General features: G+C 72.9%; 22 protein-coding genes, 1 tRNA gene and 2 pseudogenes. 15 read left to right on the top strand and 10 right to left on the bottom strand.

Features of this window, described 5'->3' with window-relative positions; genetic code table 11:
- Window positions 1–13 precede the first annotated feature (13 nt).
- The 11 genes from ACFYU0_RS19565 (at window position 14) to serS (ending at window position 10,513) form a co-directional block, all read left to right on the top strand.
- A complete protein-coding gene (locus tag ACFYU0_RS19565) occupies window positions 14–1,156 on the top strand; it encodes an acyl-CoA dehydrogenase family protein (protein ID WP_351666694.1) in 1,143 nt (380 codons plus the stop codon).
- 52 nt (window positions 1,157–1,208) lie between these two features.
- Entirely contained in the window at window positions 1,209–2,513 is a 1,305-nt protein-coding gene (locus ACFYU0_RS19570) for an aspartate aminotransferase family protein (protein ID WP_389302717.1), read from the top strand.
- Window positions 2,514–2,515: 2 nt separating this feature from the next.
- Window positions 2,516–2,998: an SRPBCC family protein gene (locus ACFYU0_RS19575; protein WP_351666690.1), complete on the top strand. Its 483-nt coding sequence runs from the start codon at window positions 2,516–2,518 to the stop codon at window positions 2,996–2,998.
- A 21-nt stretch (window positions 2,999–3,019) separates the two neighbouring features.
- The gene (locus ACFYU0_RS19580) at window positions 3,020–3,550 is read left to right on the top strand and encodes a hypothetical protein (RefSeq protein ID WP_351666688.1); all 531 of its coding nucleotides are present in this window, start codon (window positions 3,020–3,022) and stop codon (window positions 3,548–3,550) included.
- Window positions 3,550–4,101 carry a flavin reductase family protein gene (locus ACFYU0_RS19585; RefSeq protein WP_351666686.1) on the top strand — a complete coding sequence of 184 codons (552 nt, stop codon included), beginning with the start codon at window positions 3,550–3,552 and terminating at the stop codon, window positions 4,099–4,101. The genes ACFYU0_RS19580 and ACFYU0_RS19585 overlap by 1 nt, the downstream gene beginning before the upstream one ends.
- Entirely contained in the window at window positions 4,098–5,078 is a 981-nt protein-coding gene (locus ACFYU0_RS19590) for a VlmB-like protein (RefSeq protein WP_351666684.1), read from the top strand. Before ACFYU0_RS19585 ends, ACFYU0_RS19590 begins: the two co-directional genes overlap by 4 nt.
- Window positions 5,075–6,082, top strand: a complete 1,008-nt coding sequence (locus ACFYU0_RS19595) for a beta-ketoacyl-ACP synthase III (protein ID WP_351666682.1) — start codon at window positions 5,075–5,077, stop codon at window positions 6,080–6,082. Before ACFYU0_RS19590 ends, ACFYU0_RS19595 begins: the two co-directional genes overlap by 4 nt.
- 68 nt (window positions 6,083–6,150) lie before the next feature.
- Window positions 6,151–6,381 carry a phosphopantetheine-binding protein gene (locus tag ACFYU0_RS19600; RefSeq protein WP_046422004.1) on the top strand — a complete coding sequence of 77 codons (231 nt, stop codon included), beginning with the start codon at window positions 6,151–6,153 and terminating at the stop codon, window positions 6,379–6,381.
- A complete protein-coding gene (locus ACFYU0_RS19605) occupies window positions 6,381–7,601 on the top strand; it encodes a beta-ketoacyl-[acyl-carrier-protein] synthase family protein (RefSeq protein WP_351666680.1) in 1,221 nt (406 codons plus the stop codon). Before ACFYU0_RS19600 ends, ACFYU0_RS19605 begins: the two co-directional genes overlap by 1 nt.
- 172 nt (window positions 7,602–7,773) lie before the next feature.
- The gene (locus ACFYU0_RS19610) at window positions 7,774–9,252 is read left to right on the top strand and encodes an APC family permease (RefSeq protein WP_389302725.1); all 1,479 of its coding nucleotides are present in this window, start codon (window positions 7,774–7,776) and stop codon (window positions 9,250–9,252) included.
- The gene (serS, locus tag ACFYU0_RS19615) at window positions 9,236–10,513 is read left to right on the top strand and encodes a serine--tRNA ligase (RefSeq protein ID WP_351666676.1); all 1,278 of its coding nucleotides are present in this window, start codon (window positions 9,236–9,238) and stop codon (window positions 10,511–10,513) included. The genes ACFYU0_RS19610 and serS overlap by 17 nt, the downstream gene beginning before the upstream one ends.
- A gap of 58 nt (window positions 10,514–10,571) precedes the next feature.
- On the opposite strand, the gene fabI is transcribed toward serS, so the two are convergent.
- The 6 genes from fabI to ACFYU0_RS19645 form a co-directional block, all read right to left on the bottom strand.
- The gene (fabI, locus tag ACFYU0_RS19620) at window positions 10,572–11,339 is read right to left on the bottom strand and encodes an enoyl-ACP reductase FabI (protein WP_389302728.1); all 768 of its coding nucleotides are present in this window, start codon (window positions 11,337–11,339) and stop codon (window positions 10,572–10,574) included.
- Window positions 11,336–11,665 carry a ferredoxin gene (gene fdxA, locus ACFYU0_RS19625; protein WP_351666672.1) on the bottom strand — a complete coding sequence of 110 codons (330 nt, stop codon included), beginning with the start codon at window positions 11,663–11,665 and terminating at the stop codon, window positions 11,336–11,338. Before fdxA ends, fabI begins: the two co-directional genes overlap by 4 nt.
- 28 nt (window positions 11,666–11,693) lie before the next feature.
- Window positions 11,694–13,064, bottom strand: a complete 1,371-nt coding sequence (locus ACFYU0_RS19630) for an MFS transporter (RefSeq protein ID WP_351666670.1) — start codon at window positions 13,062–13,064, stop codon at window positions 11,694–11,696.
- 180 nt (window positions 13,065–13,244) lie between these two features.
- The gene (locus ACFYU0_RS19635; protein ID WP_351666668.1) at window positions 13,245–14,357 is read right to left on the bottom strand and encodes an acyl-CoA desaturase; all 1,113 of its coding nucleotides are present in this window, start codon (window positions 14,355–14,357) and stop codon (window positions 13,245–13,247) included.
- 322 nt (window positions 14,358–14,679) lie between these two features.
- Window positions 14,680–14,829 (bottom strand): hypothetical protein, encoded by a 150-nt coding sequence (locus ACFYU0_RS19640; RefSeq protein ID WP_174266240.1) that lies wholly within the window; start codon window positions 14,827–14,829, stop codon window positions 14,680–14,682.
- Window positions 14,830–14,861: 32 nt separating this feature from the next.
- Window positions 14,862–15,869: a DUF2156 domain-containing protein gene (locus tag ACFYU0_RS19645; protein WP_351666666.1), complete on the bottom strand. Its 1,008-nt coding sequence runs from the start codon at window positions 15,867–15,869 to the stop codon at window positions 14,862–14,864.
- A gap of 174 nt (window positions 15,870–16,043) precedes the next feature.
- On the opposite strand from ACFYU0_RS19645, the gene ACFYU0_RS19650 reads away from it, so the two are divergent.
- The 4 genes from ACFYU0_RS19650 to ACFYU0_RS19665 all read left to right on the top strand — a co-directional run bounded on the left by ACFYU0_RS19650 (window position 16,044) and on the right by ACFYU0_RS19665 (window position 19,062).
- Window positions 16,044–16,140, top strand: a tRNA-OTHER gene (locus ACFYU0_RS19650).
- Window positions 16,141–16,408: 268 nt separating this feature from the next.
- Window positions 16,409–17,194 (top strand): BTAD domain-containing putative transcriptional regulator, encoded by a 786-nt coding sequence (locus ACFYU0_RS19655; protein WP_351666664.1) that lies wholly within the window; start codon window positions 16,409–16,411, stop codon window positions 17,192–17,194.
- Window positions 17,195–17,314: 120 nt separating this feature from the next.
- Window positions 17,315–18,859: an acyl-CoA carboxylase subunit beta gene (locus tag ACFYU0_RS19660; protein WP_351666662.1), complete on the top strand. Its 1,545-nt coding sequence runs from the start codon at window positions 17,315–17,317 to the stop codon at window positions 18,857–18,859.
- An 11-nt stretch (window positions 18,860–18,870) separates the two neighbouring features.
- Window positions 18,871–19,062, top strand: a complete 192-nt coding sequence (locus ACFYU0_RS19665; RefSeq protein ID WP_351666660.1) for an acyl-CoA carboxylase epsilon subunit — start codon at window positions 18,871–18,873, stop codon at window positions 19,060–19,062.
- 55 nt (window positions 19,063–19,117) lie between these two features.
- On the opposite strand, the pseudogene ACFYU0_RS19670 reads toward ACFYU0_RS19665, so the two are convergent.
- The 4 genes and pseudogenes from ACFYU0_RS19670 to ACFYU0_RS19685 all read right to left on the bottom strand — a co-directional run.
- Window positions 19,118–19,276: pseudogene (locus tag ACFYU0_RS19670) on the bottom strand (DUF6299 family protein); the annotation flags it as partial.
- A gap of 210 nt (window positions 19,277–19,486) precedes the next feature.
- Window positions 19,487–19,819: pseudogene (locus tag ACFYU0_RS19675) on the bottom strand (DUF6299 family protein); the annotation flags it as partial.
- A gap of 72 nt (window positions 19,820–19,891) precedes the next feature.
- Window positions 19,892–20,311, bottom strand: coding sequence for a RidA family protein (locus tag ACFYU0_RS19680; protein WP_389302736.1), 420 nt, complete (start codon window positions 20,309–20,311; stop codon window positions 19,892–19,894).
- Window positions 20,308–21,447, bottom strand: coding sequence for an acyl-CoA dehydrogenase family protein (locus ACFYU0_RS19685; RefSeq protein ID WP_351666656.1), 1,140 nt, complete (start codon window positions 21,445–21,447; stop codon window positions 20,308–20,310). The genes ACFYU0_RS19680 and ACFYU0_RS19685 overlap by 4 nt, the downstream gene beginning before the upstream one ends.
- Window positions 21,448–21,530: the final 83 nt, after the last annotated feature.

Consider the following 21,530-nt stretch of genomic DNA (forward strand, 5'->3'; position numbering starts at 1 on the left):
CCGGAGGTTTCCGTTGCGTTCCCTCGATGCTGCCCGGACCGTGTGCGAGCGGTTCCATCCCGGACTGCTCAAGGAGCTGGAGCAGATCCCGTACGCCGAGCGGGAGCAGCCCGGCAGCCCGGTGATCGACCTGTTCCGCATCCACGGCGGAGTGGGCCTGCTCATACCCGAGAGCTACGGCGGCCACGGCGCCGCCCCGCTGGAGGCGCTGCGGGTGCAGCTCGCCCTCGGCGCCCTGTCCCCGTCGCTGGTCGCGGCCGTCTCCATGCACCACTTCACCGCCGCGATGCTGTACTCGCTGGCGGTCAAGTCGGGCCGGCTCACCGACGCGCAGACCGCACTGCTGCACCGGATCGTCCCGGACCAGCAGGTGATGGCCTCCGGCTGGGCCGAGGGCCGGACCGCGCAGAACATCCTGAAGCCGGCCGTGACCGCACGGCCCGTGGAGGGCGGGTTCCTGCTGTCGGGCTCCAAGAAGCCGTGCAGCCTGGCCCGTTCGATGAGCCTGCTCACCGCGTCCATCGCCATCCACGGCGAGGACGGCGGCGAGCCGGAGCTGGCGCTCGCGCTGGTGCCGTCCGACGCGCCGGGACTGTCCGTGCACGCGTTCTGGGGCAACGACCTGCTGGCCGGCGCGGAGAGCGACGAGGTGCGCCTGGAGGACGTGTTCGTCCCCGCGGACATGGTCGTCCGGGCCGGCGCCGACGACCCCACCCGCCTCGACGACCTGCAGTCGGCCGGTTTCGTCTGGTTCGAGATGCTGATCTCGGCCGGATACGCGGGCGGCGCCGCCGCCCTGGTCGAGCAGGTGCTGGAGCGGCGGCGGGGCGGAGCGGCGGAGCGGGCCGCGCTCGCCGTGGACATGGAGGCCGCCCTCGCCCTGCTGGAGGGCGTGGCCCGCGGCACCGGCCAGGAGCCCGGCGACGAGGAGTCGGTGGCCCGGGTGCTGGTCGCCCGGTACGCCGTGCAGAACGCGCTGCCGGACATCGTGGCGCGGGCGCTGGAGCTGCTCGGCGGCCTGGACTTCATCGTCAACTCCTCGAGCGCGCAGGTCGCCGCCGCGACGCGTGCCCTGGCCTTCCACCCGCCGTCCCGCCTCGCCGCCGCGGAGCCGCTGCTCACGTACTTCGACGGAGGCCCGCTGGTCCTGGCCTAGCGCCCTCCCGGCCTGCCTCCCGACCCACCCACACCCTTGGAGTGAGCGACACGTGACCGTCATCCAGGACTCCCCGGCGCCGGCGCCGGTCTCCGCCGCCGACTACGAGGCGGACATCCTCAACCTCTACCGGGCCCACCTCAGCAAGGGCCGGGCCACGCTCGCCGAGCTGTTCGGCAGCCACATGGAGACGGCGTCCGAGGGCGCCTGGCTCACCACCAGCGACGGCGAGCGCTTCCTGAACGCCGGCGGCTACGGCGTGTTCATCATGGGCGCCCGCCACCCGATCGTCATGGAGGAGGTGGAGCGCCAGCTGCGCACCCACCCCACCGCGACCCGCATCCTGCTGGAGCCGACGGTGGCCCGCGCCGCGGAGTCCCTGGTCTCCGTGATGCCGCCCGGCCTGGACCGCGTGCACTTCGCGCTGTCCGGCGCCGAGGCGGTGGAGACGGGCCTGAAGCTCGCCCGCGCGAACGGGTTCAAGCGGACGGTCTCGATGCGCGGCGGCTACCACGGCAAGACCCTGGGCGCCCTGTCGGCGACCGCCAAGGAGGTCTACCAGGCGCCGTTCCGCCCGCTCGTCCCCGACTTCCTGCACCTGCCGTTCGGCGACGCCGACGCCCTGGAGGAGGAGCTGCGGGCCCACCCGGGCGAGGTCTGCGTGATCCTCGAACCGGTGCAGGGCGAGGGCGGTGTCATCATCCCGCCGAAGGGCTACCTCAAGCGGGTCGAGGAACTGGTCCGGGAGTATGAGGGCTTCCTGATCCTCGACGAGGTCCAGTCCGGCTTCGGGCGGCTCGGCGAGTGGTGGGGCGCCGACATCGAGGGCGTCGTCCCGGACGTCCTGCTCACCGGCAAGGCGCTCGGCGGCGGCGTGATGCCGGTGTCGGCGGCCGTCGCCACCCGCAAGGCCTTCCGCCCCTTCGACAAGGACCCCTACGTCCACACCGCCACCTTCTCCGGCCAGCCGGTGCTGATGGCGGCGGTGCAGGGCGCGATCCGGGCGGTCAAGGAGGAGCGCCTGGTCACCCGCGCCATGGACCTCGGCGCCCGGCTGCTGCCGCGGATCACCGAGGTCGCGCGGCGCAACATCCCCGAGCTGGTCGTCGAGGTGCGCGGCCGGGGCCTGCTCATCGGCGTGGAGCTCGTCGAGGCCGGACTGGCCGGCGAGCTGCTGATCGAACTGTTCAACCACGGCGTGGTCGCCAACCACTCCATGAACGGCAGCTCGGTGGTGCGGTTCACCCCGCCCGCCGTGCTGGACGACACCGACGTGGACTTCCTCGTCAACTCCTTCGACCTGGCCACCCGCGACCTCGTCAAGGGCGCGGCCACAATGCCGGAAGGCGGTAACTGATCGTGCGGCACGTCGAACTCGATGCCCTGATACCCGCGGAGCAGGCCGAAACGGTCCTGCACGCCGTACGGCGCTGGGAGCGTTTCCCGGACCTGGCGCCCCACGTCAACGCGACCACCGTGCACGCCTCCTACCCCGACCCCAAGGCCTCCTCCAGCTGGGAGCTGCACTTCCGCAGCGGCCTGCTGCGCTGGACCGAGGACGACACCGTGCTGCCGGAGAGCGGCGAGATCCGCTTCGAGCAGTCCGACGGCGACTTCGACTCCTTCGCCGGCACCTGGTCCGTCCAGCAGGCCGGGGACGACGTCACCGTCCGCTTCGACGCCGACTTCGACTTCGGCATCCCGAGCCTGGAGGGCATCCTCGACCCGATCGCCGAGCGGGTCATCAAGGAGACCGTCGCCTGGGCGCTGACCGGCCTGTTCCCGGGTGTGCGCATCCAGGGCGGCATCGAACTCACCGAACCCGCCGCGGTCGGCGCCTAGCAACCGCGCGAGGAGCTGACCATGGACCAGGCGAACCCCTTCGAGACACCGCGCACGTACTCGCTGCACCGCGCCGAGTACCTGGTGGGCCTCGCCGTCACCACCGGAATGATCGTCTACCACTTCGGCGACATCCGCTGGCTGCCGGCGATCGGACTGTTCCTCTACATCGACCTGATCGGCTACATCCCCGGCGCCATCGCGTTCAAGAAGAGCGGCGGCCGGCCGATCCACAAGGCGTACTACGTCCTCTACAACGTCATGCACAGCCTCATCACGCAGGGCGCGGTGGCCGCGCTGTGGTGCTGGCTGGTCAAGCCGGAGTGGGCGCTGCTGGTGCTGCCGTTCCACCTGTTCGGCGACCGGGGCCTGTTCGGCAACTTCATGAAGTCCTTCGCGCTGCCCTTCGAGCCGGTGCGCCAGCAGGGCTACCTGCGGCTGCTGGACGACCTGGGCCTGCCCCACCCCAAGCCGGCCGGGCACGCCATGGACCCGGAGCCGGTCGGTCACGTCCCCGCGCGGCCGGCCGTCCGGGAGACGGAGGCCGTGTGATGACCACCGCGACCGATGTGCGCGCCGCCCGGCCGGTCCGCCAGGACCCGGCCGAGCGCCGCCGGGCGCTGTACCACCTCGCGTCCCCGGTGTCGGTGCTGACCACCGGCCCCGAGGACCGCATGCACGGCACGACCGCCAGCACGGTCACCCTCGTCTCGCGCTCGCCGCTGCTGGTCGGCGTGGTGCTCAGGTCGGGCTCGTCGTTCGCCCGGCTGGCCGCCGCCGAGGGCCGGTTCGCGATCAACGTGCTCGGCGGCGACCAGGCCGACGTGGCCCGGCGGTTCGCCGACAGCGGCCGTCCGGACGGCGACGCGGCCTTCGCGGGCCTGGCCTGGACGGCGGACCGGTACGCGCACGCCCCGCTGATCGCGGGCGCGCTCGCGCACTACGTCTGCCGCTTCCACTCCGCGCACGCGGCGGGCGACAGCGAACTGCTGCTCGGCCATGTCGTACGCGCCACGGCCGACCCGGGTCTGCCGCTGTTCAGTTACGCCGGCGGGCTGTTCGCCGGCTCCCTGCGTCCGGCGAAGGAGGCCGCCGCATCATGACCGCACCCGTTGCCCCCGAGGCGGACTGGGACAAGGCGCCCGGTCTGCTCGACGGCGCGAAGGAACTCACCCTCGGTCCCGAGGAGTGCGACCTCGCCTACTGGTTCACCTCGGTGGCCCAGGGAACCCTGCGCGACCGCGGGGCCACCGGCCACCACGAGAACGCGATCACGCCCGCCTTCCTTAAGGCGCCCGGCCCGCTGCGCGAGGCGCTGGTGCTGGAGTTCGGCTTCCGCGCGCTGGCGGAGGAGCTGGCCACCCGGCTGCTCGGCCACTACGTGTCGATCGCGCCCGGCATCCCCGAGATGGAGTTCTACGCCACCCAGCTCATCGACGAGGCCCGGCACGCCCGCGTGTTCCGGCAGCACCTGGTGGACCTGGGCATCCCGGCGGGCACCCTGCTGAAGGACATCGAGGAGATGGCCCGGGACTACCGCAAGCGGGTCCTGGACCCGGTGGTGGACTTCACCCTGGACATCGTGCGCGACCAGGCCGACTTCCCCGGCGGCGTCGCGGTGTTCGCCATCATCATCGAGGGGGTGCTCGCCCCGGCCGCCGAGCTGAGCGAGCGCAAGTGGACCCCGCTGTCCCCGGCGACCGGCGAGATCTCGCGGGGCACCGCGATCGACGAGATCCGCCACCTCACCGTGGCCAGCACCATCCTGCGCGACCACGTCATCGCGCACCCGGAGTACAAGCCGCGGCTGCTGGAGATCCTGCGCTCGGGCGTGAAGCTGTGGGACGAGATCCCGGACCGGGAGTTCGTCATCCACCGCGAGGAGCTGTTCCAGCAGGGCATGGCCGAACACGCCGACAAGATCGGCGACTACGAGGTGTGGCCGGGCGTGCGGCTGCTCGACACCACCGCCGAGCAGCGCTACGACATGGCCGAGCGGTGGACCGACGAGATGGCCGAGGTCCGCATGAAGTACATGGGCCTGCCCGTCGAGGTCCTCGCCTCGGAGGCCGGCGCATGAGCACCGGGCGGGCCGCGGTCATCGCGGGGATCGGCTCGTACGTCCCGCCCAACGTGGTGACCAACGACGACCTGTCGCAGCGGCTCGACACCTCCGACGCCTGGATCCGCTCCCGCACCGGGATCGCCGAGCGGTGCTTCATCACTCCGGGCACCTCCACCGGCGACCTTGCGGTGGAGGCGGGCCTGAGGGCGCTGAAGTCGGCGGGCGCCGAGCAGGTCGGGGCGGTGGTGCTGGCCACCACCACTCCCGACCAGCCCTGCCCCGCCACCGCACCGCAGGTCGCGGCCCGGCTGGGGCTCGGGCAGGTGCCCGCCTTCGACGTGGCGGCCGTCTGCACGGGCTTCCTGTACGGGCTGGCCTCGGCCGCCGGGCTCATCGCGGCCGGGGTGGCGGACAGCGTGCTGCTGATCGCCGCGGACGCCTTCACCACGATCATCAACCCCGAGGACCGGACCACCGCGGTGATCTTCGCCGACGGCGCGGGCGCGGTGGTGCTGCGGGCCGGCTCGGCGGACGAGCCCGGGGCGATCGGCCCCCTGGTGCTCGGCAGCGACGGCGAGCTGAGCCATCTGATCGAGGTGCCGGCCGGCGGCTCCCGGCAGCGCTCCACCGACCGGCCGGTCGACCCGGCGGACCGGTACTTCCGGATGCTCGGCCGGGACACCTACCGGCACGCGGTGGAACGGATGACGTCCGTCTCCGGCGAGGCCGCCGAACGCGCCGGCTGGCGCCTCGAGGACGTCGACCGGTTCGCCGCGCACCAGGCCAACGCCCGGATCCTCGGAGCGGTGGCCAAACGCCTCGGGCTGCCCGAGGACAAGCAGTTGAGCAACATCGAACGGGTCGGCAACACCGGTGCCGCCTCGATCCCGCTGCTGCTGGCCGAGGCCACCGCCGAGGGCCGGCTCGCCGCGGGCCACCGGGTCCTGCTCACCGCCTTCGGCGGCGGGCTGGCCTGGGGCGCGGGCACCGTCGTCTGGCCGGAGCTGCAGACCTTCTGACCGACCGTCAGTGACTCATACGAACTCAGCGGTACGCGGGGTGCGTACGCCCTTCGAAAGGAACGGACATGCTGGAGCAGCTCAAGGAAATCCTGTCCAACAAGCTCAAGGTGTCGCCCGAGGCGATCACCCCGGAGGCCACCCGCGAGGACATCGAGCTCGACTCGCTCGCCGTGGTGGAGCTGTCGCTGCTGCTGAAGTCCGAGCTGGACCTGGACATCAGCGACGACGACCTCCTGGAGGCCGAGACCGTGGCCGACATGGTCCGGCTCATGGAGGAGCGGAGCGCGAAGGTCTGATGGCCGGCATGGACATCGCCGTCACCGGACTCGGTCTGGTCACCCCGGGCGGCATCGGGGTCGGGCCGAGCTGGGCGGCGGTCTGCGACGGCAGGCCGGCCGCCGCCCTCGATCCGGTACTGGCGGACAACCCCGTACAGATCTCCTGCCGGGTGCCCGGCTTCGACCCCGAGACGCTGCTCAGCGCGCGGCGCGCCCATCGTCTGGACCGGTTCGTGCAGTTCGCGCTGGTCGCCGCGCACGAGGCGGTGGCCGACGCGGGCCTGGACCCGCAGACCTGGGACGGCGCGCGGGTGGGTGTGGTGCTGGGCTGCGCCGACGGCGGCCCGGGCACCGTCGAGGAGCAGCACCACGTGCTGCGCGAGCAGGGCGCCGACCGGGTGTCGCCGCTGCTGCTGCCCATGCAGCTGCCGAACATGCTGGCCGGTCAGACGGCCATCGAGTTCGGGGCGACCGGGCCCAACCTGGTGGTGGCGACCGCCTGCGCCTCGGGCGCGACCGCCATCGGGACCGCCCGGGACCTGCTCGCCCTCGGCCGCTGCGACATCGTCCTCGCGGGCGGCAGCGAGGCCATGATCACCCCACTGGTCATGGCCGGGTTCGCCCAGATGGGCGCGCTGTCGAAGCGGCACGACGACCCCGCGTCCGCCTCCCGCCCGTTCGACGTCGACCGGGACGGCTTCGTGGCCGGGGAGGGCGCCGGGATCCTCGTGATGGAACGGGTCGCGGACGCGCGGGCCCGCGGCGCCCACGTGCACGGCCGGATCATCGGCTACGGCGCCACGGCGGACGCCCACCACATGACGTCGCCCCACCCGGACGGCGCCGGCATCGAGGCGGCGGTGCGCGCGGCCCTCGCCGACGCGGGGGCCGACCCGGACGACGTGCAGCACGTCAACGCCCACGGCACGTCGACCCCGCTCAACGACCTGTCGGAGGCCCGCATGATCCAGCGTTCCCTGCGCGGGGACCCGCTGGTCACGTCCACGAAGGGAGTCACCGGTCATCTGCTGGGCGCCGCCGGCGCGGTCGAGGCCGCGTTCGCCGTGCTCAGCGTGGAGCACGAGGTCATCCCGCCCGTCGCCAACCTGGTCATGCCCGATCCGCGGATCGAGATCAAGCTGGCCCAGACCGTCACGTCGATGCCGATCGACCTGGCGCTGAGCAACTCGCTGGGGTTCGGCGGGCAGAACACGGCCCTGGCGATCGCCCCCGCGTAGGGCCTGTCGCGGAAGTCCCGTCGTTCGCCCGGCAGGCAGGACTTCCGTACCAGGCCCCGGACGCCGCCGGGCCCGGTCCGCCCGGCACGTCGCAGCAGCCGCCCGCCGAGAAGTCTCGGCGGGCGGCTGTCCCCGTCCCTCTCCCCTTTCCTCGGATTTCCTCGGAGTCGTCATGTCCTCCAGTGGTTCCCCGCCCCCGTCCGGCCGGCTCGGTACCGGGCACATCCTCTTCCTGATCGTCGCCGCCGCCGCGCCGCTGTCGGCGATGGTCGGCACCGTTCCGCTCGCGTTCGCCTTCGGCGACGGGGCCGGGGTGCCGGCCGCGTTCCTGTTCGCCGGGGTCACCCTGCTGTGCTTCTCGGTGGGTTACGCCGTCAGCGCCCGCCGCACCGGCGGCTCCGGCGGCTTCTACGCCTCCGTCGCCGACGGGCTCGGCCGGCCGCCCGCGGTCGCCGCCGGCTACGTCGCCCTGCTCTCCTACAACTGCGCCACCATCGGACTGGCGGGCGCGCTCGGCTACTTCACCCAGCTCGTGCTGGCGGCCCACGGGCTGACGGTGTCGTGGCAGTGGTGCGCGGCCGTCGGGCTCGTGCTGATGGCGGTGCTGGGCTACCGGGAGATCGCGCTCAGCGCCCGGGTGCTGGCCCTGCTGATGCTCGGCGAGATCGGGGTGCTGGCCGCGCTGGACGTGGCGATCCTCGCCCGCCACGGGCTGCACGCCCTGCCCGCCGCCTCCTTCTCCCCGCACACCGCGGCCGGGCACGGCGTCGGCGTCTCGCTGATGTTCGCGTTCGTCTCCTTCATCGGCTTCGAGTCGGCCGCGCTGTACGGCAAGGAGGCCAGGGACCCGCGGCGCAGCGTGCCGCGCGCCACCTATGTGGCCGTCACCCTGATCGCCGGCTTCTACGCGCTCACGAGCTGGCTGGCGGTCGGCGCGGTCGGCAGCGACAACGTGCGCGAGGTCGCGGGCAGGCAGATGGGCGACCTGTTCTTCGTCCTCGGCGACGACTTCCTCGGCAAGGCGGGCAGCACCGGGCTGCAGATCCTGCTGTGCACCAGCCTGTTCGCGGCGACGCTGGCCCTGCACAGCGCCGCCGGGCGGTACGCCCAGGTCCTCGCCGGGGACGGCCTGCTGCCGGGCGCGCTGGCCGCCGAGCACGCCCGGCACCGTTCCCCGCACCGCGCCAGCCTCGCGCAGAGCGCGCTGACCGCGGTGGTCGTGGCCGGCTTCGCCGTCGCGGGACTCGACCCGTACGCCGACCTGACCACCAGCATGCTCGGACTCGGCACCCTGGGCATCGTCGCCCTGCAGGCGCTGGCCGCGCTGTCCGTGCTCGGGCTGCGGGTGCGCACCGGCACCGGGCACTGGTGGCGGGAGACCGTCGCCCCGCTGCTGGGCTTCGCCGGTCTCGCCGCGTCGGTGTGGCTGGTGGTCGGCAACTTCGACATGCTCACCGGCTCCCCGTCCGAGGTGATCGCCGCGCTGCCCTGGCTGCTGCCGCTGGTCGCCGCGGGCGGCCTGCTGTACGCGGCCCGGCTGCGCTCGGCGCACCCGGTGCGCTACCGCATGCTCGGCGCCCGGCACACCGCCGAACCCGTCCCGGCCCCCTCCCCCGCCCTGTCAGGAGACCGCCATGCACGATCCCAGTGAGCTGATCGAGGCCGGCGAGGACGCCGTACGGCGCCTGGCCCGCCGCCGCCACGACCTCGACCTCGACGCCCTCGGCACCGCGCTGCGCGCCCGCTCGGCCGCGCAGTCCGAGGTGACCCGGCTGCGCACCGAGCTGAACCGCACGGCCAAGGCCCGCCGTACGGGGCCGCCCACGGAAGCCGAGAAGGAGGCCGCCCGCGCGCTGCGGGCCGAGGTGCAGCAGGCCGAGGCCACCGCCCGGACCGCGGCCGCCGGTCTGACCGAGCTGCTGCTCGGCATCCCCAACCTGCCGCTGGACGCCGTACCCGACGGCGACTCGGAGAAGGAGGCGGTGGAGGTACGGCGCGGCGGCCCGGACCCGCGTCCGGCGGCCGGCGCCCGGCACCACGCCGAGATCGGCGAGGCCCTCGGCATCCTCGACTCCCCCGCCGCGGCCCGTCTCTCGGGCGCCCGGTTCAGCGTCGCGCACGGCGCCGGGGCCCGCCTCGAGCGGGCCCTCGGCGGTTTCTTCCTCGATCTGCACACCCGGGAGCACGGTTACACCGAGCAGTCGGTGCCGTTCCTGGTCAACCGGGACACCATGACGGGCACCGGCCAGCTCCCCAAGTTCGAGGAGGACCTGTTCCGCACGAAGGTCGCGGACCGGGAGCTGTTCCTGATCCCGACCGCCGAGGTGCCGCTCACCAACCTGGTGGCCGGGCAGCTCCTGGACGCGCGCACGCTGCCGTACGCCTTCACCGCCCGCACCCCGTGCTTCCGCGCGGAGGCGGGGGCCTACGGCCGGGACACCCGGGGCGTGCTGCGGCTGCACCAGTTCGAGAAGGTGGAGTTGGTGCGGATCTGCGCGCCGGAGCAGGCGCAGGAGCAGCTGGAGCTGATGGTGGGGCACGCCGAGGAGTGCCTGCGCCGGCTGGAGCTGTCGTTCCGCACCGTCCTGCTGCCGGCGGGCGACATGGGGTTCTCCGCCCGGATGACCTACGACATCGAGGTGTGGCTGCCCGGTGGCGGCGCCTTCCGGGAGATCTCCTCGGTGTCCGACTGCGGCACCTTCCAGGCCCGCCGCGCCGACATCCGGGTGAAGCGGGCCGACGGGCGCAAGTCGCCGGCGGCCACGCTGAACGGCTCGGCCCTGCCGATCGGGCGGACGGTGGCCGCGCTGCTGGAGCAGGGCGTCCAGGACGACGGCTCCGTGGTCCTGCCCGAGGCGCTGGTGCCGTACACCGGCTTCCGGCGGATCCTGCCGGGCGGCGCCACCGAGTGACCGCGCGAAAGGGGCGGGAGCCGAGGACCGGTCCTCGGCTCCCGCCCCTTTCGGCGGTTCAGGCGCCCGTCATGTGCACCCCGCCGTCCACGTGCACGATCTCGCCCGTGGTCCGCGGGAAGAAGTCCGACAGCAGCGCGACGACGCCGCGTGCGGCCGGCTCCGGGTCGGTGAGGTCCCAGCCCGCCGGGGCGCGCCGGGTGGTCCACACGTCGGCCAGTTCCGCGAAGCCCGGGATGGACTTGGCGGCCATGGAACGCAGCGGCCCGGCGGCGACGAGGTTGCAGCGGACGCCGCGGTCGCCGAGGTCCCGGGCGAGGTAGCGGCTGGTGGATTCCAGGGCCGCCTTGGCGACGCCCATCCAGTCGTAGTGCGGCCAGGCGACGGCCGCGTCGAAGGTGAGGCCGACGACCGAGCCGCCCCCGCGCTCCAGCAGCGGCAGGCAGGCCGTGGTCAGCGACTTCAGGGAGTACGCCGAGACGTGCACGGCCGTCGACACGTCCTCCCAGGTGCCGTCGAGGAAGGAGAAGGCGCCCTGGGGGCCGTAGGCGATGGAGTGCACCACGCCGTCGAGGGAGTCGGTGTGCTCGCCGATCCGCTCGGCGAGGCTGTCCAGGTGTCCCTGGTCGGTGACGTCCAGCTCGATGACGGGTGCGGGCTTGGGGAGCCTGCTCGCGAACCGCTCGATCAGGGAGAGCCTGCCGAAACCGGTCAGCAGGACCTCGGCGCCCTCCTCCTGCGCGATCCGGGCCACGTGGAAGGCGATGGAGGCGTCGGTGACGACGCCGGTGACCAGGATCCGCTTGCCCGCGAGGATGCCGCTCATACCGCCGGCACCCCCTTCGGCAGCGCGCCGACCAGCGGGGAGTCGTGGTCCTGCGGGCCGACGGCTCCGCCGCCGCCGGGCGAGCCGAGACCGGCGAAGAAGGCGGCGTTGGACGCCGCGTGGTCGTCGCCCCACTCCTCGGGCATGTCGTCCTGGAAGTAGATGGCGTCGACCGGGCAGACCGGTTCGCAGGCGCCGCAGTCCACGCATTCCTCGGGATGGATGTACAGGGCGCGGCGGCCCTCGTAGATGCAGTCCACGGGGCACTCGTCGACGCAGGAGCGGTCCTTGACGTCGACGCAGGGCAGTCCGATGACGTAGGCCATGCTCAGCTCCTCGGATTGACGGACACGTTCACTTGACGGGGACGCCGGTGGTGCGCTCGCCCAGGGTCAGCACGGTGACGGCGAGGACGGCCATGGCGGCGGCGATGACACTGAAGAGGGCGCCCGCGCCGTGCCCCTCCAGCACCGGCAGCAGCACGAACGGCAGGGCGGCGGCGCTGAGTTTGGACAGCGAGTAGGCGGCGCCGGAGGCGGTGGCGCGGATCTCGGTGGGGTACTGCTCGGACAGGTACACGTGGCTGACGCTGGAGAAGACGTTGCTGAACAGGGTGTAGGCGAAGCCGCAGACCACGATCGCCGCGGCCGAGCCGGCGTAGGCGAAGCCGAGTCCGGCCACCACCATGGCGCCCGCCGAGAGGGCGACCAGGGTGCGGCGCTCCAGGCGGTCCACGACGGGCAGGACGAGCGCGGAGCCCACCGGGTAGCCGAGGAAGGACAGCGCGGTGAAGCCGAGTCCGGCGACGATGCCGTAGCCCTTGGCGGCGACGATCTGCGGGGCGAGCGTGCCGAAGCCGTAGTAGCCGACGACCGACAGCACGCAGAACAGCCACAGCACGAGGGTCCGGCGGCGCATGCCGGGGCGCAGGACGTCCCGCATCCGGGACTGCCCGGCGGCCGGCTCCGGCTCGGCCGCCGCCGGTGTCTCGAGGACGAGTCCGCGGCCCGCGGCCTCCGCCTCCATCCGGTCCACCAGCCGCTCCGCCTCCGCGGTCCGGCCGGCCGAGGCCAGCCAGCGCGGGGACTCGATGAGCTGCCGGCGCAGGACCCACACGACGGCGGAGCCGAGCGCGCCGAGCACGAACAGCCAGCGCCAGCCGGCCACGCCCAGCGGGGTGAGCGGCACCAGCCACAGCGCGGCGAAGCCCACCGCCGGCACTCCGCAGAAGGCGAGGGTGTAGGCCCAGGCGATGAACCGGCCGCGCTTCCTCGCGGGCAGCACGTCGGCCAGGTAGCAGTCGGACAGCGCCTGTTCGGCGCCGATGCCGACACCGGCCAGGAAGCGGGTGACGATCAGCCAGGTGGCGTTCGGGGAGAACGCGCCGAGCAGCGAGAAGACCGAGTAGATGGCGAGGTTGATCAGGAAGGCCCGACGCCGGCCGAACCGGTCCGCGATCCGGCCGAGCGTCAGGGATCCGATGAACTGGCCGACGAACACGGAGGCCAGGACGAGTTTGAGCGAGGTGGCGCCGAAGGCGAAGTCGCTCTGCAGCACCTTGGCGATGGTGCCGGAGAGGTTGTTCTCGAAGGTGTCGAAGAACAGGCCGACGCCGATGACCGCGGTGAGTCTGCGGTGCAGGGGAGTGATCGGCATGCGGTCCAGGCGGACACCGATCGGTGCGGGAGCGGTGACATCACCCGCCGCCGCGGTGGTCTGGGACATGGGGCTGGCTCCTTAAGAAACTCCTGGGGACCGGTGGTGCGTCGCTCCCGGGAAGGGAACCGCCCGGGCCGCCGACGGGCCCGGGCGTGCGGCCCGGGGGCCGGGGCGTGGGGGAAGGGATGGTGCGGGACGGTGTGGGGGGCGTGGGGGATGTGGGGCGGGTGGGGTCGCCGGACGGGATCAGGCCGCTTCCACGGCCCGGCGCCGGATCTGCTCCTCCACGTCACCGCGCCGCACCGGCGCGCTGACCTCGTGCAGGAAGGAGGCGACCTCGCGGTACGAGGCCCAGAACCCGACCTCGTGGTACGGCACTCCGCGCTCCGCGCAGTACTCCATGGTCAGCTCCCGGGCGCGGCCCAGGTTCTTCTGCGGCATCGCCGGGAACAGGTGGTGCTCGACCTGGTAGTTGAGACCGCCGTAGAGGAAGTCGATGAGCAGACTGGGGCGGATGTTGCGGGAGGTGAGGACCTGGCGCTCCAGCCAGTCCAGGGTCTCCGCCTCGCCGTCGCGCACCTGCATGCCCTTGTGGTTCGGGGCGAAGATCATCCCGAAGTAGACGCCCAGCGCGGCGTGCTGGACCACGACGAAGGCGACCGCGAGCACCGGGGACAGGACGGTGAAGACGAGGCCGAGGTAGACGGCGGTGCGCAGCACGATCAGGAAGGTCTCCAGCACGGGCCGCTTCGTCTTGCCCTGGACGATCGACAGCACGGCCGTGCGCAGCATCTTGAAGCCCTCGAGCACGAGCAGCACGAAGAACAGCACGCTCTGGTAGCGCACCACGAGCTTCTGGGTGCCCTTGCGGGTCGGGTACTGCTTGATGTCGAAGATGGCGGTGCGCCGGCCGATGTCCGGGTCCATGTCCAGGTGGTTGGGGTTGCTGTGGTGCCGGTTGTGGTGGTTGACCCACCAGCCGTAGCTGACTCCGTTGACCAGGTTGGCGTGGACGTAACCGACCGCGGAGGCGGCCTTCTTGCTGCGGAACATCGCCTTGTGGCCGGCATCGTGCCACATGAAGGCCGACTGGCCGCCGCACAGGCCCATCCACACGGCCGTGAGGAGTTGCCACCAGGAGTCGCCCAGTTCGAAGAACGCGGCGAACCCGATCAGCAGCAGGGTGGTGTTCAGGGCCAGCTTGCCCACGTAGTACCGGGGGTCGAGGTCCAGCAGGCCCTCGGCCTTGACCCGTTTGAGCAGCTCGGCGAAGGTCGCCGAGGCACCGGTGCGCTGCCCGGCGCCGGCGCCTCCACCGGCGGCCAGGGCCGCGGCTTCTTGTATGTGCGGACGCTGCATGCGTTGCTCTCCTTGGGAGAAGTGCCCGGATCGGGCGGCGGCGCCGCTGCCCCGCGGACCTGCGGGCGCCGCGAGTCGACAAGGCTCCCGCGTGGGTCACCGTCGCGGGATGGGCCCTGCCGTCGAACTCCCGGCGAACGCCCGGAGGGTGGCGGCAGGGCCCCGCTTCGCCCGGCGGGCCCGGCGACGGGAGCACAGTGCGGTACTCCCGGTCCGGACCGCCGGGCGAACGTGTGTCCAGCGTTCCGTGGAGCGCTGATGTGGCACTGATACCGGTCTGACCGGGTGTGCGCCGGCGTCCGCCGGCGCGCCCGGCAGCGGCTCAGGCGGCCGCCTCGGCGCGCAGCCGCTCGTCGAGGGCGCGGACGGCGGCGTCGGCCGCCTCGGCGACCGACTCGTCGTCGGGTGCGCCGATGACGGCCATCAGCTGCTCGACCGTGGCGTGCTGGAGTTCTTCGGTGGACCGGCTCATGTCGGTGTCCTCTCGTGGTCGGCGGTGTCGGGTCAGAAGGCGTTGCAGGCGCGGAAGACGTGCGCGAAGCCGGGCAGCGAGGCCTGCGGCCCGTCGAAGGCGACGTACTCCGGGATCAGCAGGTCGGGAGCCCACTTCTGCTTGTACGAGAGCTGGGTCTGCGCCGGGTACAGGGCGGCGCCCTCGGCCCACAGGGCGTGCATCAGCCACTGGAACGCCGGGCTGTGGCCGTCGAGTTCGTGGCTCGCGTCCAGGCCGGTGAACGGCGTGAACCCGAAGTGCAGCCACTCGACGCCCTCGGCCCGGAACACCTCGATGGCGTGCGCGTTGATGGCCTCCATCAGGCCCGGGGAGCCCTCGGGGATGCGGCGGCTGAGGTCGTGCATCCAGCCGGCCCGGCTGCCGTGGACCGGCGAGTACGAGATGTACGCGACCGGGGCGCCGTCGATGGTGCCGACGAACAGCCTGCGGTGCTCCTGGGCCTCGCCGCCGATCTGGCCGACGAGGAACTCCAGTTGCTGGGCGCCGCCCTTGGAGCCGAGCCAGGCCCGGTCGATGGTGGCGATGGCGTCGGCCACGTCGCCCGCGTCGACCTCCTCGATCCGCAGGCCGTTGCGGAGCGCGCGGGAGATCTTGTTGCGCAGCTGCATGAACTTGGTGCCGCGCAGCGTGAACTCGCCGAGGCTCACCGCCCAGGAGGCGCCGACTTGGTTGACGGTGAAGCCGAGCCGGGCGTACCGCTCGGCGTCGGCGCGCTGGAGCTGGATGCCGACGAGCCGCAGCCCCTCGTCGCGGACGTGGGCGCGGAAGGCGTCGAGCAGGGTGCCGTAGTCCTCCTCGGCGGCGAAGGGACCGCCGAGCTGGACGGCCCAGCGGCCGGTGCGGCGGTACACGATCACACCGTCCGCGCCCGGGACGGTGAACGTACTGTTTCCGCTGTTGAGGGCGAGGAACGCACTCGCGTTCTCGCTCGCCGTATGGGTGCGCACTGCGTCCAGAACAGGGTTGTCCGTGACGGTTTCGGTGGTGGTGGCGGTCATTCCCTTACCCCTTTCGGGAGCGTTTTCCATCGAAGGGAGTACAGCACCGGAAGGACGTCCGGGAAAAGAGCAGAAAGGAATTCATTGCCTGCGTCAGACACGTGTCAGCTTTCCGTCAGCGCCGGGTGACAATGTTGTTCCCGTGAACGGCACGGGAAACCGGGCCGGAAACACGGAGAGGTGCCCGGAGTGGCTGATCGGGGACCTGGAGCGCGTCTCGAGGCCGGGCCGGCAACGGTCCACGCAGGTTCGAATCCTGCCCTCTCCGCCACAGTTCCGAATTCCGCACGGGGGAAGACGAAATGCTGATCCGGCATGCGAATCACCTTTGTCCCCCTCCGGTGCCGCGCCAATGGCGGCACGGCGCCGGATACCCCTGAACCGCCGGCCGCCCCCCGTCCCGGCGGAGCAACCGCCCCGGCGGGACGTCCAGGAAACAGACGCCCGCCGGGGCGCGGCGTATTGGGTCTCTTTTCACCGCAGTACCACCCCAGAAAGAAGCAACCTTCGCCAGGAATTTTCACCAAAGGGGGGAAGACATGCTGAGGTTCTCCATTCTCGGCGCACTGCAGATACTCACCGCCGCCGGCCCGGCGGACATCTCCGGCGATCTGCAGCGCACACTGGTGCAGACGCTGCTGGTCAGCGAGGGCCAGCCGGTGTCCGGGGAGGGCCTGGCCGAGGAGATGTGGGGGGACGCCGTCCCCGACAACCAGGCCAACGCCCTCCAGGCCCATGTCAGCCGGCTGCGCCGCAGGCTCCGCGAACTGGAGCCGGACCGGCCGTCCTCCCGGCTGACGATGCACCCCTCCGGCTACCGGCTGAGCGTCGGCGAGGGCGAGCTGGACGCGGCCGAGTTCATCCGGGCGGTACGGCTGGCCGAGGCGGCCACCGCGGCCGACGCGGCGCGCACCGCGCGGCTGCTCGCCGACGCGCTCGGGATGTGGCGCGGCCCGGTCTTCGGCGGGTTCGCCGGCGGAACGCTGTGCCAGCTCGCGGGCGCCCGCTACGAGGAGTACCGGATGCGCGCCATGGAACTGCGCTTCGACGCCGAACTGCGGCTCGGCCGCCATGCCGCCGTGCTCGCCGAGCTGACCGAGGCGCACACCGGCCACCCGCTGCGGGAACGGTTCTGCGAGCAGCTCATGATCGCCCTGTACGGTTCCGGCCGGCAGGCGGACGCGCTCGACGTCTTCCACCGGATGCGCCGTCACCTCGACGACGAGCTCGGCATCCAGCCCTCCCCCGCCCTGCGCCGGGTGGAGCACGCGATCCTCTCCCACGACCCGGCCCTGACCGGTGACGCCCGCCTCCAGCCCGCCTGAGGCGCCCGTGCCGGGTAGCCGCGTAAGCGGTCCGTCAGTCCCCGGTCAGCCCGCATTGCCACGCTCGGCGTACGAGTGGAACCACGGAATCACCGCGCCCCTACCCCTGGAGGGGAAGACATGAGGTCCCAGGTCGAGGAACTGGCCGGCATACGCGAGCGCGTGCTCGCCGGTCCCAGCGAGAAGGCGACCGCCGCCCAGAAGGCCAAGGGCAAGCTCACCGTGCGCGAACGCATCGGCCTGCTGCTCGACGACGGCTCCTTCCACGAGGTCGAGCCGCTGCGCCGGCACCGGGCCACCGGGTTCGGGCTGGAGGCGAAGAAGCCGTACACCGACGGCGTCGTCACCGGCTGGGGCACGGTGGAGGGGCGCACGGTCTTCGTCTACGCCCATGACTTCCGGATCTTCGGCGGCGCCCTGGGCGAGGCCCACGCCACGAAGATCCACAAGATCATGGACATGGCCATCGCGGCCGGCGCGCCGCTGGTCTCCCTCAACGACGGCGCGGGCGCCCGCATCCAGGAGGGCGTCACCGCGCTCGCCGGCTACGGCGGCATCTTCCGCCGCAACACCAAGGCCAGCGGCGTCATCCCGCAGATCTCCGTGATGCTGGGCCCGTGCGCGGGCGGCGCGGCCTACAGCCCGGCGCTGACGGACTTCGTCTTCATGGTCCGCGAGACCTCGCAGATGTTCATCACCGGCCCGGACGTCGTCAAGGCGGTCACCGGCGAGGAGATCACCCAGAACGGCCTCGGCGGCGCCGACGTGCACGCCGAGACCTCCGGCGTCTGCCACTTCGCCTACGACGACGAGGAGACCTGCCTGGAGGAGGTGCGCTACCTGCTCTCCCTCCTGCCGCGCAACAACCGCGAGACCCCGCCCGCGGCGCCCTGCGACGACCCGGCGGACCGGCGCTGCGACGGCCTCGCCGACCTGGTGCCCGCCGACGGCAACCGCCCGTACGACATGACCAGGGTCATCGAGGAGGTCGTCGACGACGGCGAGTACCTCGAGGTCCACCAGCGCTGGGCGCGGAACATCATCTGCGCGCTGGCCCGGCTGGACGGCCAGGTCGTCGGGATCGTCGCCAACCAGCCGCAGACCCTGGCGGGCGTGCTGGACATCGAGGCGTCCGAGAAGGCCGCCCGCTTCGTGCAGATGTGCGACGCGTTCAGCATCCCGATCGTCACCCTGCTGGACGTGCCCGGCTTCCTCCCGGGTGTCGGGCAGGAGCACGGCGGCATCATCCGGCACGGCGCCAAGCTGCTGTACGCCTACTGCGACGCCACCGTGCCGCGCATCTCCCTGATCCTGCGCAAGGCCTACGGCGGCGCCTACATCGTCATGGACTCCCAGTCGATCGGCGCCGACCTCACCTACGCCTGGCCCACCAACGAGATCGCGGTGATGGGCGCCGAGGGCGCGGCGGGCGTCATCTTCCGCCGGCAGATCGCCGAGGCCGACGACCCGGAGGCCATGCGGGCGGAGCTGGTCAAGGAGTACAAGGCCGAGCTGATGCACCCCTATTACGCGGCCGAGCGGGGCCTGGTGGACGACGTGATCGACCCCGCCGACACCCGCCGCGTCCTGATCGGCGCCCTGGCGATGCTGCGCACCAAGCACGCCGAGCGTCCCGCCCGCAAGCACGGCAACCCGCCCCAGTGACGGAGGTCCCCATGAGCGCTTCCCCCACTCCCCCCATCCGCGTCGAGAAGGGCCAGGCCACCGACGAGGAACTGGCCGCCCTCGCGGTGCTGCTGCTCAGCCGCAGCGCCCTGGCCGGGGCCGGCTCCGAGCCCGGCTCCCCGGGCACCACGTCCTGGCGCCCGCACGCCTACCACGCCCCGCACAGCTGGCAGCGGGCCTGAGCAGGCGGCGTCAGGTCCCCCGGCGGCCCGGTGCACCCCGGGCCGCCGGGCGCGCTCAGTCCTGGACGAGCTCGACGTCCTGCTGCCGGACGGCGTGGAAGTAGGGCATCGGCGCGAGTCCCGAGGGCCGCAGCTCCAGCAGGGTCGCCTCGACGTGGGCGGCGCCGGCCTTGAGCGGCCCGGCACCGGCCTTCTGCGAGGCCTTCCCGGTCCTGGACGCCCCCTTGCCGGCCTTCGGCGCCGCCTTCCCGGCCTTCCCGTCGGCCTTGCCGGACTTCGCGGTGTCCTTGCCGGCCTTGTGCGACGCCTTCGCGGACTTGGCCTGGCCCTTCCCTGCCTTGCCCGCCGTCTTCTCCGACTCGGCGGACGTGTTCCGCGCCCCGTCCGCCGTCTTCGCCGCCTCGGCCGAAGCAGTCCCGGTCGTGACGACCCCCGTACCGGCGTCGGCCGCGTCCGTGCCGGCCCTGCCGGAGTTCGACCAGTGGTGCTCGGCCCCGTCGCAGACGGCGCTGGTGCCGCCGACGGCGTACTTGACGCCGGGGTCGGACTGGGTGACGGAGGAGCTGACGAACACCGGCCCGCTGCTGCCGGTGCAGCGGTAGGTGCCGGACAGGGTGACGGTGCCGTCGGCGGCGATCCGGCCGGTGGCGTCGACGGTGAGGCTCTCGGTCGGGTCGGCCGCGGCGGCCGGTGCGGCGAGGGCGCACAGCAGCGCCGCGGCGCCCAGGCCGGCGGTGAGGGCGGGGCGTACGGGCATGGGGGGTACCTCCCGGTCACGGGGTGTGGGGGTTCCACTCGTACCCGCCGGTCCGGGGGCCCGCCGTGACCGTCACCCCTTCGGTGGCGCGTCCCCCGGCAGCACCGCGAACCCGTCCAGCTCGACCAGCGCCCGCTCGTCCCACAGCCGTACGACCTGAACGACCGCCATCGCCGGATAGTCGCGGCCCGCCGACTCCCGCCAGACGCGGCCCAGTCGGCGGGCGTGGGCGCGGTAGCCGGCGACGTCGGTGGTGTAGACGGTGACGCGGGCGAGGTCGGCGGGGGCGCCGCCGGCCGCGCGCAGGGCGGTGAGCAGGTTGGCGAGCGCCCGCTCGAACTGCTCGACGAGCGTGTCGCCGGTGACCTTGCCGTCGGCGTCGAGGGCGGTCTGCCCGGCCAGGAACACCAGCCGGGTGCCGGTCGCGACGACGGCGTGGGAGAAGCCCGTCGGCGGGGACAGCTCGGGCGGGTTGACGCGCTCGGTGCTCACCGGACCTCCCCGTTCCCGGGCCGCGCGGCGTACAGCTCCTTGGCGATGATGCCGCGTTGCACCTCGCTGGCGCCCTCGTAGATCCGTGGTGCGCGCACCTCGCGGTAGAGGTGTTCCAGCAGGTGGCCGCGGCGCAGCGCGCGGGCGCCGTGCAGCTGGACGGCGGAGTCGACGACGTACTGCGCGGTCTCGGTGGCCAGCAGCTTGGCCATCGCGGCCCGGCCCGGCACGTCGGCGGCGCCCTCGTCGTACGCCGTCGCCGCCGCGTACACCATCAGCCGGGCCGCCTCGGTGCGCAGGGCCATCTCGGCCACCTGGTGGGCGACCGTCTGGAGGTCCCGCAGTTTGCCGCCGAACGCGTCGCGTTCGGCGGTGTGCTCGAGCGTGGCGTCGAGCGCCGCCTGGGCCATGCCGACCGCGAAGGCGCCGACGCTGGGCCGGAAGAGGTTGAGGGTGCCCATGGCGACGGCGAAGCCGCGGTCGGGCTCGCCGAGCACGTCGTCCGCGGTGACGGGGACGGCGTCCAGGTGCAGGGCGCCGATCGGGTGCGGGGAGAGCATCTCCAGCGCGGAGCCGGTGAGGCCGGGCCGGTCGGCGGGGAGCAGGAAGGCGGTCACCCCGCGCGCCCCGGCGCCGGGCGTGGTGCGGGCGAAGACCGTGTAGAAGTCGGCCTCGGGGGCGTTGGAGATCCAGCACTTGTCGCCGGTGAGCCGCCAGCCGGAGCCGCGGTCGGGTTCGGCCGTCAGGGCCAGGGCGGCCGCGTCGGAGCCGGCCCCCGGCTCGCTCAGCGCGAACGCGGCCACCGCTTCGCCCTCGGCCACTCGGGGCAGCCAGCGTTCGCGCTGGGCGGCGGTGCCGTGGGCGTGCACCGGATGGGCGCCCAGGCCCTGGAGGGCGAGGGCGGTCTCGGCCTCGGTGCAGGTCTGCGCCAGCGACTCGCGCATCAGGCACAGGTCCAGGGCGCCGGAGGTGAACAGACGGGCGATCAGACCGAGTCGGCCGAGTTCGGCGAGGAGGGCCCGGTCGACCCGGCCCGGCTCCCCCTTGTCGGCGATCGGGCGCAGCCGTTCGGCGGCCAGGGCGCGCAGCTCGGCGCGCCAGGCGGTCCGCTCGGGTCCGAGTGAGAATGCGGGCACTGCCGGTCCTCCCTCCGGGGCGGGCCGGCGATGACCCTCCCGTCTTCCCCCGACGGTATCGCGCACAGTTGACTGTCGTCACC

Source organism: Streptomyces sp. NPDC003720 (assembly GCF_042875075.1).
In the GTDB taxonomy this organism is placed as follows: domain Bacteria; phylum Actinomycetota; class Actinomycetes; order Streptomycetales; family Streptomycetaceae; genus Streptomyces.

Excerpts from the sequence above, each read along its gene's own strand:
- ACFYU0_RS19580 (WP_351666688.1), top strand. The coding sequence starts at position 3,020 with ATGGACCAGGCGAACCCCTTCGAGACACCGCGCACGTACTCGCTGCAC.
- ACFYU0_RS19585 (WP_351666686.1), top strand. The coding sequence starts at position 3,550 with ATGACCACCGCGACCGATGTGCGCGCCGCCCGGCCGGTCCGCCAGGAC.
- ACFYU0_RS19590 (WP_351666684.1), top strand. The coding sequence starts at position 4,098 with ATGACCGCACCCGTTGCCCCCGAGGCGGACTGGGACAAGGCGCCCGGT.
- ACFYU0_RS19595 (WP_351666682.1), top strand. The coding sequence starts at position 5,075 with ATGAGCACCGGGCGGGCCGCGGTCATCGCGGGGATCGGCTCGTACGTC.
- ACFYU0_RS19600 (WP_046422004.1), top strand. The coding sequence starts at position 6,151 with ATGCTGGAGCAGCTCAAGGAAATCCTGTCCAACAAGCTCAAGGTGTCG.
- ACFYU0_RS19605 (WP_351666680.1), top strand. The coding sequence starts at position 6,381 with ATGGCCGGCATGGACATCGCCGTCACCGGACTCGGTCTGGTCACCCCG.
- ACFYU0_RS19610 (WP_389302725.1), top strand. The coding sequence starts at position 7,774 with ATGTCCTCCAGTGGTTCCCCGCCCCCGTCCGGCCGGCTCGGTACCGGG.
- serS (WP_351666676.1), top strand. The coding sequence starts at position 9,236 with ATGCACGATCCCAGTGAGCTGATCGAGGCCGGCGAGGACGCCGTACGG.
- fabI (WP_389302728.1), bottom strand. The coding sequence starts at position 11,339 with ATGAGCGGCATCCTCGCGGGCAAGCGGATCCTGGTCACCGGCGTCGTC.
- fdxA (WP_351666672.1), bottom strand. The coding sequence starts at position 11,665 with ATGGCCTACGTCATCGGACTGCCCTGCGTCGACGTCAAGGACCGCTCC.
- ACFYU0_RS19630 (WP_351666670.1), bottom strand. The coding sequence starts at position 13,064 with ATGTCCCAGACCACCGCGGCGGCGGGTGATGTCACCGCTCCCGCACCG.
- ACFYU0_RS19635 (WP_351666668.1), bottom strand. The coding sequence starts at position 14,357 with ATGCAGCGTCCGCACATACAAGAAGCCGCGGCCCTGGCCGCCGGTGGA.
- ACFYU0_RS19640 (WP_174266240.1), bottom strand. The coding sequence starts at position 14,829 with ATGAGCCGGTCCACCGAAGAACTCCAGCACGCCACGGTCGAGCAGCTG.
- ACFYU0_RS19645 (WP_351666666.1), bottom strand. The coding sequence starts at position 15,869 with ATGACCGCCACCACCACCGAAACCGTCACGGACAACCCTGTTCTGGAC.
- ACFYU0_RS19655 (WP_351666664.1), top strand. The coding sequence starts at position 16,409 with ATGCTGAGGTTCTCCATTCTCGGCGCACTGCAGATACTCACCGCCGCC.
- ACFYU0_RS19660 (WP_351666662.1), top strand. The coding sequence starts at position 17,315 with ATGAGGTCCCAGGTCGAGGAACTGGCCGGCATACGCGAGCGCGTGCTC.
- ACFYU0_RS19665 (WP_351666660.1), top strand. The coding sequence starts at position 18,871 with ATGAGCGCTTCCCCCACTCCCCCCATCCGCGTCGAGAAGGGCCAGGCC.